At 53.5% G+C, this 15,089-nt stretch carries 12 protein-coding genes; 3 read left to right on the forward strand and 9 right to left on the reverse strand.

The window, feature by feature from the left end; genetic code table 11:
* Positions 1 to 22 precede the first annotated feature (22 nt).
* On the forward strand, positions 23 to 2,632 hold the full coding sequence (locus Pla100_RS13685) for a WD40 repeat domain-containing protein (RefSeq protein ID WP_231603035.1): 2,610 nt from the start codon (positions 23 to 25) through the stop codon (positions 2,630 to 2,632).
* Positions 2,629 to 3,186, forward strand: a complete 558-nt coding sequence (locus tag Pla100_RS13690; protein ID WP_146578274.1) for a transposase — start codon at positions 2,629 to 2,631, stop codon at positions 3,184 to 3,186. Before Pla100_RS13685 ends, Pla100_RS13690 begins: the two co-directional genes overlap by 4 nt.
* Positions 3,187 to 3,218: 32 nt before the next feature.
* On the opposite strand, the gene Pla100_RS32420 is transcribed toward Pla100_RS13690, so the two are convergent.
* The 7 genes from Pla100_RS32420 to Pla100_RS13715 form a co-directional block, all read right to left on the reverse strand.
* Positions 3,219 to 4,289, reverse strand: a complete 1,071-nt coding sequence (locus Pla100_RS32420) for a DNA cytosine methyltransferase (RefSeq protein WP_146578275.1) — start codon at positions 4,287 to 4,289, stop codon at positions 3,219 to 3,221.
* Positions 4,290 to 5,021 (reverse strand): MAE_28990/MAE_18760 family HEPN-like nuclease, encoded by a 732-nt coding sequence (locus Pla100_RS13700; protein ID WP_146578276.1) that lies wholly within the window; start codon positions 5,019 to 5,021, stop codon positions 4,290 to 4,292.
* A 1-nt stretch (position 5,022) separates the two neighbouring features.
* Positions 5,023 to 6,108 (reverse strand): DUF262 domain-containing protein, encoded by a 1,086-nt coding sequence (locus tag Pla100_RS13705; RefSeq protein WP_146578277.1) that lies wholly within the window; start codon positions 6,106 to 6,108, stop codon positions 5,023 to 5,025.
* A 552-nt stretch (positions 6,109 to 6,660) separates the two neighbouring features.
* Positions 6,661 to 6,873 (reverse strand): hypothetical protein, encoded by a 213-nt coding sequence (locus Pla100_RS30770; RefSeq protein ID WP_197167925.1) that lies wholly within the window; start codon positions 6,871 to 6,873, stop codon positions 6,661 to 6,663.
* Positions 6,874 to 7,230: 357 nt separating this feature from the next.
* Entirely contained in the window at positions 7,231 to 7,356 is a 126-nt protein-coding gene (locus Pla100_RS32180) for a hypothetical protein (protein WP_261344794.1), read from the reverse strand.
* A gap of 668 nt (positions 7,357 to 8,024) precedes the next feature.
* Positions 8,025 to 9,683: a LamG-like jellyroll fold domain-containing protein gene (locus Pla100_RS13710; protein ID WP_146578278.1), complete on the reverse strand. Its 1,659-nt coding sequence runs from the start codon at positions 9,681 to 9,683 to the stop codon at positions 8,025 to 8,027.
* A complete protein-coding gene (locus tag Pla100_RS13715) occupies positions 9,680 to 10,198 on the reverse strand; it encodes a sigma-70 family RNA polymerase sigma factor (RefSeq protein ID WP_146578279.1) in 519 nt (172 codons plus the stop codon). The genes Pla100_RS13710 and Pla100_RS13715 overlap by 4 nt, the downstream gene beginning before the upstream one ends.
* Before the next feature lie 681 nt (positions 10,199 to 10,879).
* Between Pla100_RS13715 and Pla100_RS13720 the strand changes: the two genes are divergently transcribed.
* Positions 10,880 to 12,169 carry a DUF1559 domain-containing protein gene (locus Pla100_RS13720; protein ID WP_146578280.1) on the forward strand — a complete coding sequence of 430 codons (1,290 nt, stop codon included), beginning with the start codon at positions 10,880 to 10,882 and terminating at the stop codon, positions 12,167 to 12,169.
* Between the two features lie 581 nt (positions 12,170 to 12,750).
* Here Pla100_RS13720 and Pla100_RS13725 read toward each other — a convergent pair.
* Together Pla100_RS13725 and Pla100_RS13730 are read right to left on the reverse strand one after the other, a co-directional pair.
* Positions 12,751 to 13,743 (reverse strand): c-type cytochrome, encoded by a 993-nt coding sequence (locus tag Pla100_RS13725; protein WP_146578281.1) that lies wholly within the window; start codon positions 13,741 to 13,743, stop codon positions 12,751 to 12,753.
* Positions 13,744 to 14,082: 339 nt separating this feature from the next.
* Entirely contained in the window at positions 14,083 to 15,036 is a 954-nt protein-coding gene (locus tag Pla100_RS13730; protein ID WP_231603037.1) for an alpha/beta hydrolase, read from the reverse strand.
* Between the last annotated feature and the right edge of the window lie 53 nt (positions 15,037 to 15,089).

The raw sequence follows: 15,089 nt of genomic DNA on the forward strand, positions 1-15,089 counted from the left end.
ATTATCGCTAACGATCGGTTTGATGTTCTGCTGTTTTGGAACGAACGCAGTAGCCGAGCAAACGAACGCAACCCAATCGATCAGCTATACCCGTGACATCTCGCCAATTTTGCAGCGTAATTGCGTCGCCTGCCACCGCACCAAACAGGCCGAAGGTGGATTATCGCTCGAGACGCATCAAGCGATCGCGTCGGGTGGCGACAGCGGTTCGCTTGTGGTGGCCAATCATCCCGACGCCAGCTTGTTGTTCTTAAGAGCCACCGATGACGTCGAGCCGATGCCCCCGGACGACAACACGGTCGGTGCGAAGCGATTGACGCAGGAGGAACTCTCGCTGATTCGAACTTGGATCTCCCAAGGTGCGAACCTCGACGGCATGTCGGTCGACGACACGATCGATTGGCAACCGATCCCAGAGTCGATCCGCAGCAGCTACGCGTTGGCGACCTCGCCGAACAATCGACATCTCGCCATTGGGCATGCCAATCGAGTCGAATTCGTCGACGCCGCATCGGGACAAGTCGAGACCGTGTTGGTTGACGAGAACCTGCCACAATCAGGGACCGCTGACCTGGACGTCGTCCAGGCAATCGCATTCTCACCCTCGGGCGACCGCATCGCCACGGGCGGCTTCCGAACCGTGCGGATTTGGAAACGGGAAAACACTCAACCCGCCGTTCCACCCGCGTTTCGCCGCAGTTGCGGTCCCACCGCCCTCAGTCCGGATCGTTCGTCCGTCGCGATCGTCAATTCGATTGGTGACATCGAGGTCTGGGACATCGACGGACAAGGATCTCGCTACACGATCCCGAGCGTTGGCGTGGTGACCGACATCGATTGGTCAAGCGCGGAACGCATACTCGTTGGATATCAAAGTGGCGATATCAGCGTTCATGCGACGGCCGACGGAACGGCCACGAAACAACTGAGTTTGGACCATCCCGTCGTCACTGTCGTGCAAACCGGTCAGGACGACTTCATCGCTTCGCTCGGCACGGACGGTCGCGTTCGATTATTCAAAGGTGGTCAACCGCATCCTTCCCAAGCTTTGGCGTCCATCCAAGAGGTCACATCGATCGCGTTTTTGGCGGATGGGACTCTCGTTGTTGGCACGGCTTCAGGTGTTGCCAAGCTTGCGGATCTAAGATCGGATCGAATCTTACGCGATCTTACGCACGGGTCACGCATTGGTGCGTTGACATGCAACGGCACCTGCAAGGTAATCGCCACCGGCGGCATCGATGGGATTACAAAACTATGGAACGTTGACGACGGGAAGTTACTACAGACGCTCAGCGGCGACGCCGATTCACAGCAACGGATCGCTGCATTGGAACAAGACATTCGACGCGAGCAATCCTGGATTCAAACGTTGGAAGGCAAAACCAAAGAGCTCAATCAGTTACTCGAGAAGGAAACGGCGGCGTTTGCCAAAGTAACCGAGGCTCACGAGAAGGCGACTAAGGAACTCGAGTCCGCCAAAACCGCCAAGGCCGCAGTGATCGAAAAGGGTGAGGATCCAGCCGGAATCGAGAAGGAGGTCGAAAAGAAAACGGCCGAAGCGACCCAACGGGAACAAGCCTGGAACACCGCCAAAAAGGCACTCGATCGAGTGTCGGAGAGTTTGCCGAAACATCACGACAAACTTCGCAAGCTCAACAATCGCTTGGTCGACCTGAAGCATCGGCTCGCTATGCTGACCGATCACATAAGCCACCATTCCGCTGTTTCGTCAATCTCCTTTGCCGACGGCGACGCCGCCGTGTTCGTCGTTGATGTTGAAGGTCGCGTGAGAAGTTATCAGGTCGTCGACGGCAAGCCGCTCGACCGGCATTCGCTTCCATCGGCAACCGAGTACGGCGACATCGGCACCACGTATTTTCTCGATGCGCATCGGATGGTGATTCATCACGACTCCGGACCACCTTCGATGATCGATCGGCGGCAACGTTGGGTGCTAGAGCGAACGATTGGTGGTCCCGGATCGGACTTGATATCCGACCGCGTTGCGTCGCTCGACTTTCGTGGCGATGGCCAATCAATCGCGATCGGCAGTGGCACGCCAAGTCGTCAAGGACAAGTCTTGATCGTCGCCACGTCAACGGGCGACGTTATGAGGCAATTCAACGATCTTCACAGCGATTCGGTTTTGTGTGTGCGTTTCTCTCCCGACGGTCGACGACTTGCGACGGCATCGGCTGACAAGACGATACGGCTGATCGATGTTTCATCCAAGGAGATCGTGGGAGCACTCGATGGGCACACTCACCATGTACTGTCGCTCGCTTGGAAAGAGGATGGTCGGACGATCGCCAGCGGAAGTGCCGACAGCACGATCAAGGTATGGGACGCCGAGACCGGGCAACAAAGGCGCAGCATCAGCGGGTTCGGCGATGAAGTCACCGCAGTAGAATTTTTGGCCGACGGTTCGCGAGTGGCCAGTGCTTGCGCCGATGGTCGTGTACGTGTTCACGACACCAACAATGGCGGATCGATCGCAACGGCATCCGCCCCCAACGATTTTCTATTCACGATCGGCATCAGTGCCGACGCAAACTGCGTGTTCGCCACCGGGCAAACCGGCATTGTCCACCAGTGGCATACCGAAGGTCTCCAACCTGCGGGCCAATGATAACCCGATTGAGGAACAAAGATGGCAATCATTATCATCTGGTTTTGCCGCCCTTGGTCGATGGTGAAATGAGTCGATTCATGGGTTGGGTGGGCGGAACTCATACGATGCGTTACCACGCCCATTACCACACCAGTGGGCTTGGGCACGTCTATCAACAGCGGTACAAGAGCTTCCCGATTCAAGATGATGACCACTTCTTCGTCGTTTGCCGCTACGTTGAACGCAATGCCTTGCGTGCTGGACTGGTCCAACGTGCCGAACACTGGCGGTGGGGCTCACTGTGGCGCTGGCTTCAGAGTCCAGAGCCGAACCCCAAGTTGCTGTCACCCTGGCCACTTGCGAGATTGCCACGATGGGTACAACGAGTCAACGAACCTCTCAGCGAAAACGAACTCGATGCCGTTCGCTTATCGGCCCAGCGTGGGCGTCCACTGGGCGACGACGGATGGGTCGAGACCATCGCAAGACGGCTCAACCTGGAGTCAACCATGCGTCCTCGTGGTCGCCAGAAGGTTCGAGTTCCGCAACCAAGCACCAACAAAGAGACCTGACCCATTTGGCTTCATCCAACGCCGTTCACCGTTCACCGTTCATTTGAATCTTTGTTATAAGACGACCTGATGTTCATTCGCTGGTATTCAGTGACATGAGTTACGAAAGTTGTCCCGATCGCTAACCCAAGTCGTACTGGAACTGCATTACCAATGAGCCTCCCCATGACATTGAAAACAACCTTCTCTCCTCTCGGTAAAAAGCGATATGTCTTAGGAAACGTCTGAAGCATTGCGGCTTCGCGAAGTGTAATTGCGCGATCCTGTTCAGGATGTCCGAATCTTCCATTGCCATAACCGAAACATTGCGTTGTAATAGTTGGTGCTTGATCACCCCAACTCATTCGCCCATAAACACTTGGGTATGTTTCGCCCGAATCTTCTCTGTGGCAATAGGCACGAAGAGATTTGGGCCAGTCGCGCCAAGTGCCGCCTGGCCGTGATGCGCGAATTCGCTTAAGGTTTATCGGGCTCAGCCTGCATGCATGGTGCATTGCGTCGTTCGGATCAGCCTCACCAGCCTCCAGTTTCGGAAGCTTTGAGATTGTTGCCTTCACTGTTGGGCAACGAATTGAGCGAGCTTTCCGCAGTTCGATTGCCCCTAATCGTGATGCAAGTAAAACCAGTCGCTTTCGTGTTTGGGGCACGGAGTGATCGCGACAATCAACTATTGAATACCAGATTGAGTATTCCTTAAGCACCGAAAGAAAATCTGAAAATACGCAATGCCGAGTCAGTTCCGCAACATTCTCCATTGTGACTAGCTCAGGATTTGTCTCAGCGACGATCCTCGCGAAATGGCGCACTAGCTCCCACTTGTCATCTGATTTGTTTTTTCGGCTGGATCTACTGTAAGTCGAAAACGGCTGACACGGTGCGCAGCCAGCCAGGAGCGAGATCTCGTCAGATCGCCAATGACTCTTAATGTCTTCGGCAGTCAATGTTGAAACGTCTTGATTTACGAATACTGCCTCATTATTGGCTTCGTACGCGAATCTACATGACTCATCAATGTCGTAGCCAGCAACTACATTGATGCCTGCCTTTGCCAAGCCATGGGTTAGGCCACCGACACCGCAGAACAAGTCTACGCAAGATATCACTTAAGCACCCCCAACTGGTCTAAGGGTAGCGTCAAGATAACAGCCGTCATTCACGTACTGCTTGAACGACTGAACGACCTGCCGCAGATAATCTACAGTCCTTTGCTTAAGCTCTTTTAAGTCTGTAACAGTAACATTTTCGCCAGATTGCTCGAAGGAAATCGCTCCATGTGCTAACTTGTTTCGCAAGTCCTTAACGAATGCAAGTGCATTTTTGTCGTCTCGGAAATGGCGTTTCACTGCCGTAGCGACGGATGGTGTTATGTTCAACGTGCATCCGATTCGTTCACTGATTGCTTCTATAGCTGCCACGTCCCAGTTACCGCCGCCACCCTTTTCGATTTCCCATTCCACCACGGGCTGGTTTTGCAGCAAAAGTTCGCAAAATGCCCATGCGCTTTCGAATCTGTTGTCCTGGTTCAGAATTACGTGTGTTCGCGCTGACGTACGAACCCATTCCCTTCGAATCGTGGTGTCTAGTTGCCCTGGACTCCATGAGTTGCCGTCTGCCGTCGCCTTTGCTACTGCGGTTACACACCAAGTCGCAGTGGCCTCGACTAAATTGTAGAGCTGGAGATAGACAGACGCGAAAAGCATCTTCTGTTGTTGAGCAGTAATCACCGAGCCTCCAATTTCCGGTGGGCCCGTTTGCGACTGGCGGTTCAATGCTTCTAGTAGTTCAATGTAAGCATCAATTTCCTGTATGCGTTCTTCAAATGGTTGAGTGTCCATACTATCTTCCCAACAACCGGTCGCGAACATATTCTAGCCGCTCAGTCAAACGCTTCTTAGCGTTTGATCCTCCTGATTTGCTATACTCCTTAAATGCTTCTCCATTGATCCAGGACGAGACATCAGGCGGATTGGATTTTATTTTCGGTTCTGTAGTTATCGCCAAATAACTGCCTACAGCTAGTGCCTCGAACCGCGTGTACCTAGTTTCAGTGGCACTAGCCGTCTTTCGAAATCCGTATGGAAATGCCTTCTCGACAAACTTCATGGTTTGTCGAAAGCGATCCTTGTATACGGTGATTTTTCTCTTTGTCTTGAATACTTCGTTCATTTGCTTTGCATAGGAGAACAAGAACGCCGCAGGCCTGTCCTTATATCCGATGAAGTCATTCGCATAACCATCAGAGTAAGCGAAGAATCGAGTTACCATCTCTTCGTGTTTACGAAGGCTAACGGACTTGGCTGGTACAGGAGCGAGCGTTACAAACAGTTCATCTTTCGCGAGTTCAATGACAAGATCGAGAAATGGCCCCGAAAGTGCCCCGCGACGAACCTCTGCTTTGTTGGCTATTTTGCTGCCGGTATTGATGCGTTCAAAGATATCAAACCGCGCCTGTTCGTCAGCGTGCTCATTGAGAATAATCCCGCGAATGGATCGATTCTTAATTTTCAGCTGCCGAGACTCTGGTAGATTTTTGAATACTAAGCCTTGTAGCTCGGTCAATTCCGTTAGCTCACCAATTCTAAGTTCGCTTTTCACAAACTGCTGAATAGTTCGCAGGCGTTGAGAGCCATCCACAATTTCCAGTTTTCCGTCCCCTCTCTCCCAGAAGAAAAGAAAAGGGATTGGAAGCCCCATAAGTAACGATTCTACGAACCTTGATTTTCTCTCGTCTTCCCAAGTGTCCTCACGTTGATAACCGGGAATTTCGAACTCTTTCTTATCCATTTTCAGTGCGAGAAGTTCGACCGAGTAATCCGTAAGGTAGTACTCGATACGCTTAGACTGTTCAACAATCTGGTCCTCAGCCCTTGCGACCTGTTCAACAAGCTCTGTGCTCTCCAGTCCTTCTTCGGTTTCTGTCATCGTACCGACCGCCTAATCCATTTTTGCCAATTGCCGTTTCATCTCTTGACTTTTACGTCACGAGATTGTACGAGACGCCCCGTCCCTTCGCAACATCAGTGCTTGCTTGTTGGTTACTCCTAAATCCTGGAGGCGTCGGGTCTTTGTGAACAAAGGAAGTTCTATCGCCTGGACAGAGTTTGCATTGGTCAAACTCTTTCGACGCGAGGTGCTGGCGGACCTGTTCGTCTGATGCGGATGGTGGGCAGGCTTGGTAGTCGCGGACAAGCTGCCAGGCGGGTTCGTTATCGAGCCTTTGCTTGCGGTCGGAAACGCTTCGCTCGGAATCAGGTTCGGGTTTCGGGGTTGCCTCGAGTCTTGAGAAGGAAAGAAAGGCTCGCGCCGGGGTGAGGTTAGGTTTTCAAGAGTGACTGAGTTATCGTACTGTCGAGACGAAATCATCGGGAGCCTCCTGCACGAATCGATTTTGGCAGATCGGTCGAGATCGTCTGACTTGTTCCGCGAATCGATGAAGTGGATGGCCGAGTCGCGGAGGCACACGAGTTCGATCAATCATATCGAATGACCCTGGTCCACAAAACCGCGAACCAAACCTGACTCCGGCGTGAGCCTTGATCTTACGCCGAGGGCGTTGTTAGCCAGTAGCCGGTGGTCGAGCGAAGCGAATACCACCGGACAACGGAGAACCATCTCGACTTCGGCCCCGAACGGGTGCGCACCGCATTCACTTCGGCTGCTGCGACCCAGTTCGGGGTCGACGTTCATTCCTTTCTTCGTTTTCCACAGGTGCGCTGCGCGACCTGTGGCTAATGGCTTGGATCCCTTCGGGATGGTTGATGTCAAGGTTGTCCGGCAGCGGCTTTCGACCAGTCGTTTGAAGTGGACCAGGGGAGAGAGTACTCACTAGAGGTTGACTCATCACGGCATTCGGAATGTGTGGAATTAGTCGGTGATGCCGAGTTCCAATTCTCTCCTCACGTACTGGGTTGCTTCGATGGTTCGTTTGGCACGACGGTAAACGATCGATCCCAACGGAGTGGTGATTGCCCAAGTTGGCATTCGCATTGCTCGCAAATGTGTTCTCATGGGATAAGAAGTAGACTCAGGAAAGAATTTTGACTATCAACGGTCTGGGTTGAGGAGTATTTGCGGCAATTCGGCAGACATTTCGGTGTGGATCTGCTCGGTTTTCATGCCTGCGTCACCCCCGAAACCCAAGACCAATCCCAAACGAAGTTCATGCAGCATGCAACTCTTGATGCGATTGCTGTGTGGGAATTGAGAACGCTAATCTGAGCTAATCAAACACTAATTAGAGTCTCCGGTTCATCGTGTTGTATACTCTGATTAGTGTGCGATCAGCGGAGATTAGCGTTCCGATACTTTTCGGTAGCGAGATTCGGGGTCGAAGTTCATTCCTTTGTTCGTTTTACACTGGTGCGCCGCGCGATCTGTGGCTAATGGCTTGGATACCTTCGGGATGATTGATGTCAAGGTTGTTCGGCAACGGTATTGGAAGAGGCTCGCGCGAAGCATTTCACAGCCTCTTTGTTTGGTTCCGGCTTCCAGGACGAGGAACGCTGTTTTTCGATGACCGTACGCTCATCTGCAGTTCTGGCAGGAAAATTAGGGGCAGGAAGATGATCGGCGCCAATCTTCCTGCCCTCAATTTTCCTGCCAGAAAAGAGACAGCGCAGCAGCCGACCTAAAATCCCGAAGAGCGTTCTCCAGTCCATTTCAGCGGGAGAAACCAAATCGGTCAGGTCTCAATGAAGAATAAGCCAAGATGTACACTGGAGTAGAGAGACGCTCCAGTAATAGCCGAATGCCGAATCATGTCAGCTATCGTTTGGTGATCTTATCCAGCTCGGCGCGAACCGTTTACCGGTACTGCTGGTTTGATATGTCCAATGCGGCTATCGTTGGATGTTGGAAAGTACGCCTACGTCTTTAGCAGTGAGAGCTTTGTCGAAGATCGCCAGTTCGTCGATGCGGCCTTGCCAGAAACCTGGATTGTGTTGATCTGGTACAGGCTCGTTAGGACTCAGTTTGGCGGCGATGCCGAGTCGATCGGGGCCATCGACTGCGAGTCCATCGCAGGTGGTTGATGCGATGGATTTGCCATTGCGATAAAGCGTGAGTTCGCTTCCATCAACTACAAAAGCCACATGCTGCCACTGATGTAACGGCAGCGGCTCAATGTCTCGCAATCCAACGATCATGTTGTTTTTGTCCCGAACTTGCACCTCCAACTCCCCTTCGTCATGGTTCAAGCCGAAGTGAAATTGGCCGCCTAAGCCTTTGTTGACAGAACTGTTATCAATAAGCTCGACTGCCCAGTGCTTGGCGATTGCTGCCCAGCGAGGTCGACTTTCCGCTCGCACCCAAGCGCAAACGGTGAGTTGCTGCGTCGCTGATTTAGGGAAAGCGTCGATCCACGCGTAGGCTCGGCGTTGAGGCCCGCCAAACCGTAGCGAACCACCGGCGATGCCGGGAGCAAAGGGTGGCTCGATCATGGTTCCCGTATTGATAGTGCCCACCGATTGTGTGCTCCCCATATCGAGAATCGTTTTGCCGTCTTCTGCGATCTCCATTCGCAGGTAAACCGTGGGAGCAAAAGATGTAACCAATTGCGCATAGGAATTGAGGGCGGCGTTCGGATCGCTGAGTTCACGAATAAAACGCTCATGGTCGATATCGATGCTTTGTGGGATCACACCGGTTTTGTCTATTCGAGTGGCATGATCGGTGCGAAGTTTCACAGCCGAAGCGTTAGGATTCGCATGACGCGGTTTAACGTCTACCTCGCCTTCGAACACATGAACTTCACTACTCTTGTCCGCGAACACCTCGATGCCGAACTCGGTGCCAAAATCGACAACGCTTGCCGAGGGTGTGTCAACGATGAATCCTTCTCCGGCAGGTGCGACTTTGGCCGAAAGGCTCCCCTCGCTCAAGACCATCCGCATGGAACTCTCGATTTTAAATCGGCAAGGTGCTTCGATGATTACGTCGACTCCGGTGTTGAACCCTAGTTCGACGATGCCGCCCTTCAATTCATAGACTCCCGTCCGTGCAACATCCCCTTGGGAGAGAGAGATTTGTGCATCGGGGACTGAAAGAGTCGCACCAAAACTCTGCACAATCGTGCCAATGATATCCCGTTGCTCCCAGGGGATGCCCGCTACTTGCAAATCGACCTCTTCACTCACAACCGTTTGGTTGCGCGAGTTCTGATCACTCGGCCGATTGATCGCGGTCAGAAGAAGTGAGCAGAAAAGTAAAAAAATGGCGGCAATGGTGAGCCGACGCCAGTTCCGAATCATTCGTGCGCTGGTTGCTTGCTGGGCTTCACGCAATCGGACATTCTGTTCGTCAGGAAATACCAATTCGGGCAGCACTCCGTGTTCCCACGCTAACATCGTGTGCAGTTGGCATTGTTCGGCATAATAGACTTGAGCTTCACGATCATCGCGAAGCAGGGACTCTAGACGCTCGCGGTCCGCCATGGTAGCAGACTTGTCGATCATCGCTTCAACCAAGTCAATCAACTCCCTCTCAACTGAATCTTTCATGAGTTCATCTCCTGTTCTAAGCCTTGGTTAATACAGCGAGCTAACGCGCTGCGTGCACGAAAAAGCAATTGCTTGACCGCATTGACAGTATTTGCAGTCTCGATGGCTATAGAATCAAGGCTCGCGTTTGATTGATACCGGCGGTAGACGATCTCTTGCTGTCGTCGATTGAGTTTCTGCAAACACTGTCGCATCAGCTTTTGGCGAGACTCGAATGATTCTTCGGCCTCGCGCGAAACGTTGGCGATATCGGCGAGAAGATCACTGTCAAACGACAGTCTCTCTCGTTGCAATTGCTTGCGGTGCGCGAGCACCTGAAAATAGGCGATTTGAAAAGACCAGGCTATGAAATTACTTCCCAAACTAAACTCTTCTTCTTTCTCCCACAGGATGACGTTGGTTTGCTGCAACACGTCGTTGGCCTGATCGGCGTCGTACAGCAGCGAAAGAATGTATCCGTATAGCCGACTCTGACTGCTGGTCAATAATTGAATGAATTCAGGTGTGCGTTTCATTGTCGATTCGAACCACGGTTAACGGGATCGATAAAACGTCGCAGGAGCAATGACGGAGTGACGGAAGTTGCCGAAGTTTGCTTAAGCGAATAGCCGTGGGGTGTGATTGGTTACGCAAATTCTCGAATAAAAACACGCCAGGCGATAGTTCGGTTAACCGTCTCGGCTGGGATTGCGGCAGCGGTCGCGTACACGGTTGCTTTAAAGGCAACTAGCTCGTCCTCCTGCTCGAGGAATCAATCGCAGTGCGAGGATATCGTTCAAGTCGACAAGCTTGGATGAAAACTCAGTATTTCGGTAAATCGACCGTAACCAAACGCCGAGCGGGGCTATTTGCTTCAACGTTCGTTCTAGGCTTCACCACCAGCGATCGGCAATCCCCCTTACTGCACGTTCTGTTAGGCGCGAAATGATGAAATGTGTCTCGGTTTTTTTGCTTGTTATCGGTTCTGTGTCTTTGATCGGCTGCGGGGACAACTCGGCTATATCCGCGCCCTCTGCTAATGAGTACGAGGTTTACCTTGCTGAACATCCAGAAGCAGCGCAGGTCATGTCGGATGATTCGGACCAGGCTCAGTAGGTGTCGTGAACGCTATCGTTGTTTCTCGCATCGCGGCATTGGTTCGTGACAGATTTGCTACCTCAATTTTTTCCGTTTTTCCCAAGTAAGAGAGATTATTCATGAAAGTTTCAGGTTTGTATCGGCGCGCGTTTACCCTAGTCGAGTTGTTGGTGGTCATTGCGATCATCGGAGTTTTGGTTGGTCTGTTGTTGCCAGCCGTACAAGCGGCACGTGAAGCAGCTCGTCGCATGAGTTGCAGCAACAATTTTAAGCAACTCGGTTTGGCGATTCACAATTACCATTCCGCCTACAATCAGTTGCCCAAGCATGGCACAGGTACGCTGCAACCAGCCAGTGCTCCCCCGGCGTGGCAGAGTGGTGCGTCGGCGGCAACGGCGGCTGGCAACAACCGCTTCGACTTGTCTGGGCTTGTCGGTTTGACGCCGTTCTTTGAGCAACAGGCGATTTGGGAACAGATATCAAATCCCTACCAAATTCCAGCAGGGGATCCAGGTGCAGGCCGATTTTTCAATGCCATGGGACCTGGCCCCCATCGCAACATTGCTGAGATCAATGATCCCAGTGGTGGATCGTACCGACCCTGGGAAAGCAACATTCCGACGTTACGTTGCCCCAGCGATCCTGGTATCGGTTTGCCTTCGGCAGGTCGAACGAATTATGGGATGTGTACAGGGGATTCTTCCGACATGAGCGCCAACGGAATTCCAGACCCTCCGACTGGAATTGCCTCGAACGGTCGAGCACAGTGGCATCGCGTGAGTCAGCGGGGTCTTTTTACTTTCCGCCCTCACGGACCAAGTGCATTCCGTGATTGCCTCGATGGACTTTCCAATACGATTGCCATGGGAGAGTTGGTAACCGATATAGGCGACCGTGATAAGCGAACAGCTCCACCGAGCACGCGGAATACCGTCGACCTGGCTTTGGCTGGCGGTGCCTTGTCATGTTCGACTCTGACCGATCCAACCCGTCCTCAATTCTGGGCGCCTGGGACTGGGCTGCAGAATGGCAACGAACAGCGACGCGGATACAAGTGGGCGTTTGCGAGACCGTTGTACACTCAAGTTCAAACGATTCGTCCACCTAACAGCGAGCTGTGCTTGGGAGCGTTCTCTGACACGGTCCCTAATCCAGGCACGCATGAACTTGATATGCTCGTTTCGGTCAGTAGTCGTCATCAAGGTGGAGCACACGTCTTGATGGGCGATGGTGCGGTTAAGTTTATCACCGACTCCATTGAAGCCGGCAATCAGGGTAGTCCCATGGTCAAGTTCGTTCGTACCGCACATGCAGGCCCCTACCTGCCCGCCGGTGTCGGTTCGCCATTTGGACTTTGGGGTTCACTGGGAACCCGTGCTTCGAAGGAAACAATCGACAAAGACTTCTAGTAACGTCGACATGCTGCAGAGAAAACAAGCCACTGAGCCGACTTTGTACTTAAGGTTTCATCGCTCCGGTGGCTGGTGAACGCTTCGTTCGGGGGCAACGTTCGTTTGCCACAGGTGCGCTGCGCGATCTCTGGCAAATGGCTTGGATCCCTTCGGGATGGTTGATGTCAAGGTTGTCCGGCAGCGGCATTGGAAGAGGCTCGCGCGAAGCGTTTCACAGCCTCTTTGTTTGGTTCCGGCTTCCAGAACGAGGAACGTTGTTCTTCGATGACCGTACTCTCATCTGCAGTTCTGGCAGGAAAATTAGGGGCAGGAAGATGATCGGCGCCAATCTTCCTGCCCTCAATTTTCCTGCCAGAAAAGAGACAGCGCAGCAGCCGACCTAAAATCCCGAAGAGCGTTCGTCAGTCCATTTCAGCGGGAGAAACCAAATCGGTCAGGTCTCAATGTGGCGGCGTTGGTCAGCGAGAGTCCAAGCGATCTGGCGATCCAAGGCACGTCCCGCTCGACGGACGACTTCGGCGAAGAATTATTCGGGAGGGGGTTACTTACGAAAGCTTACGCGATCAATCGAGGCGAATTCAGTGATGATCGTGCGCGGTCGATGGCATCGGCACTAGGCCACCGTCGGTTCGTAAGTAGACCACCAGGTCTGCGATTTGTGTCGGTGTCAAGGAATCAAGCAGACCGGTCGGCATCGGCGAAACATCGCTATGCTCGCGATGAATGATCTCGTCGCGATCAATCCACTGGATTCGTTCAGGTTGAGTTGCATCCGTTTGAACAGCTAACCGGTTTGCTTGCGATCGAGTCACCCGGCCGACGAGCAATCGTCCATCCTCGGTCACGAACCGTTCTTGGCGTCCGCCGTCGTGAATGTCCAGCGACGGTGAAAGGATGTGTTGCACCAAAGTAACGTTGTCGTGACACATCCCGATTCCCTTCAAAGGGACATTGAATGCGTCATGTCCATATCCGTTGACGCGATGGCAGGCGACACAACCGGCCGACTGAAAGACAGCACGTCCGGATTCCACTACCGAATGACTCGGCGGTGGAAATTCCAGGGCGGCCAAACTTGATGGATCGTGCGGTGATGATCGCCGGGTGATCAATGCCGAGATGGTTGGACGCAGACCGAACTCATCGCTTTGTAACCAATACACGCGAAACGCCCGCCGATCCAACGCATCGGCGATCGCCGTTACGTGCGCATCGTCGATCTCTCGATCGAGCGAACCCGAGACGGCAAGGAAGGCTTCTCGCGTGCCGATTTGACCGGCCGCAACGATCGCTTTGGTCACCACGTCCAGGCTTGCGTCGTTGGCAAGTCGTCTTAAACAACCCATTGCACCGGGGATGTGTTCGTGCCACAGACGAATCCCTTCGGCGGCCAACATGCGATCGGTGACGTCGCCGGAGTCCGCCGCGGCGAGTACAAGGTCGGGGCGAGGCACGCGTTGATGCAGCGCGGTCGCTAGCTTGGTCTCATCGTTAGCGGTGGCCGACCCACAGATTCCCGTGGCGATCAAGACGATCGCAAGTCGCAGAAGTCCGTGGATTGGTGGTTTCATTGGGAATGATCAGTATTGAATCGGAAGATAGCGAAACTCGCCAAAAGTTTCGGGCTGGGCTGCCAAAAGCCGAAAGTCTTCGCGACTTTCGCTGCGACGTAAACCTGGCGTTACATTGGGGTGTAGCGATTGGTTATGGGCCAACCGTGATTGCCGGGTGTTCGTCGCAAAGCCTCCTCCACCCAGCCTACTTAAGTAGATCGCCTGGTTTAAGTGCCAGCCGTGATTGCCGGGTGTTCGTCGCAGAGCCTCCTCCACCCAGCCTACTTTGGCAGAGCACTTGGTTTAAGGGCCAACTGTGATTGCCGGGTGTTCGTCGCAGAGCCTCCTCCACCCAGCCTACTTGAGTAGCGTTCGTTGGAAGAACTCTAGCACGCGTTTTCGGGTGGTCGGGTGCATGAACGTCACCATGTGGCCTTGATTGGGGATCACGGTTAAATCCACGCTCGCTCCGGCAGTTCTGAGGGCTTCGGCAAACCTCTCGCTGGTTTGCAGGGGAACGATCATGTCGGTTTCCCCATGAATGATTTGGAACGGCGGGTCGCCGGCCGAGGCGTGTGCGGTTGGCGATGCGGCTTCGTAAAGATCAGGGAAATCTCGACGGGGGCCGTTGAGGAAATAAGTGAACGTCTCGTTATCGAGCGGCATGACTCGGAAATCGCAAGGCGGTCCGCCGGCACAAACAGCGGCCACTCTTGGCAACTGCTCCCAGCGTGGATCATCGGTGGGCCAAGTCGTTGCCGGCGCGACTGTTTCGATCGGCTCATCGCCGAGAACCCCGATGAGCGCCGAGAGGTGTCCGCCGGCCGAATATCCGAACATCCCGATACGTGAGACATCAATACATAGCCGCTCGGCGTTTTGGGTCAGGTACCGCAGACCTTCGCGAACGTCATCCGCTTGAGCAGGGAACTTCGCCTGCGGGGCGAGTCGATAGTTGATGTTCAGGATCACAAAACCGAGGCGACAGAGATCTTCGCAGTACGCCCCGAGCATCCATTTGTCGCCCGCAATCCAGCCTCCGCCGTGAACCAATAGGATCGCAGGTCGCGGGATGCCGGTCACGTCGAATGTCGCCGCATCGGCTGAATTCACTTGGTCGGCTGAATTCAACTGGTCGGCCGGAAGAACGGGGACATACAAATCGGCCAACGCCGCCGTCGGTTGATCTGGATCGACCGAGTCGTTGTAGGCAACGTTCCAAAACTTGGCGACGTTGACCCCGTCTGGTTGAGTCGCGTCCGGCCTTTGCGTGACTTCAGGCGTATCGGCTCTCGCACTGCATGGTCGCACTAATAAAATCGATGCGACGACTAAGGCCCAAAGAGCCAAGCGATTTCCTGTAC

Origin of the sequence: Neorhodopirellula pilleata (genome assembly GCF_007859915.1) — a bacterium.
Lineage (GTDB): Bacteria > Planctomycetota > Planctomycetia > Pirellulales > Pirellulaceae > Rhodopirellula > Rhodopirellula pilleata.

Coding starts and splice junctions, on each gene's coding strand:
- Pla100_RS13685 (WP_231603035.1), top strand. CDS start 23: ATGTTCTGCTGTTTTGGAACGAACGCAGTAGCCGAGCAAACGAACGCA.
- Pla100_RS13690 (WP_146578274.1), top strand. CDS start 2,629: ATGATAACCCGATTGAGGAACAAAGATGGCAATCATTATCATCTGGTT.
- Pla100_RS13700 (WP_146578276.1), bottom strand. CDS start 5,021: ATGGACACTCAACCATTTGAAGAACGCATACAGGAAATTGATGCTTAC.
- Pla100_RS13705 (WP_146578277.1), bottom strand. CDS start 6,108: ATGACAGAAACCGAAGAAGGACTGGAGAGCACAGAGCTTGTTGAACAG.
- Pla100_RS30770 (WP_197167925.1), bottom strand. CDS start 6,873: ATGAACGTCGACCCCGAACTGGGTCGCAGCAGCCGAAGTGAATGCGGT.
- Pla100_RS32180 (WP_261344794.1), bottom strand. CDS start 7,356: ATGCTGCATGAACTTCGTTTGGGATTGGTCTTGGGTTTCGGGGGTGAC.
- Pla100_RS13710 (WP_146578278.1), bottom strand. CDS start 9,683: ATGAAAGATTCAGTTGAGAGGGAGTTGATTGACTTGGTTGAAGCGATG.
- Pla100_RS13715 (WP_146578279.1), bottom strand. CDS start 10,198: ATGAAACGCACACCTGAATTCATTCAATTATTGACCAGCAGTCAGAGT.
- Pla100_RS13720 (WP_146578280.1), top strand. CDS start 10,880: ATGAAAGTTTCAGGTTTGTATCGGCGCGCGTTTACCCTAGTCGAGTTG.
- Pla100_RS13725 (WP_146578281.1), bottom strand. CDS start 13,743: ATGAAACCACCAATCCACGGACTTCTGCGACTTGCGATCGTCTTGATC.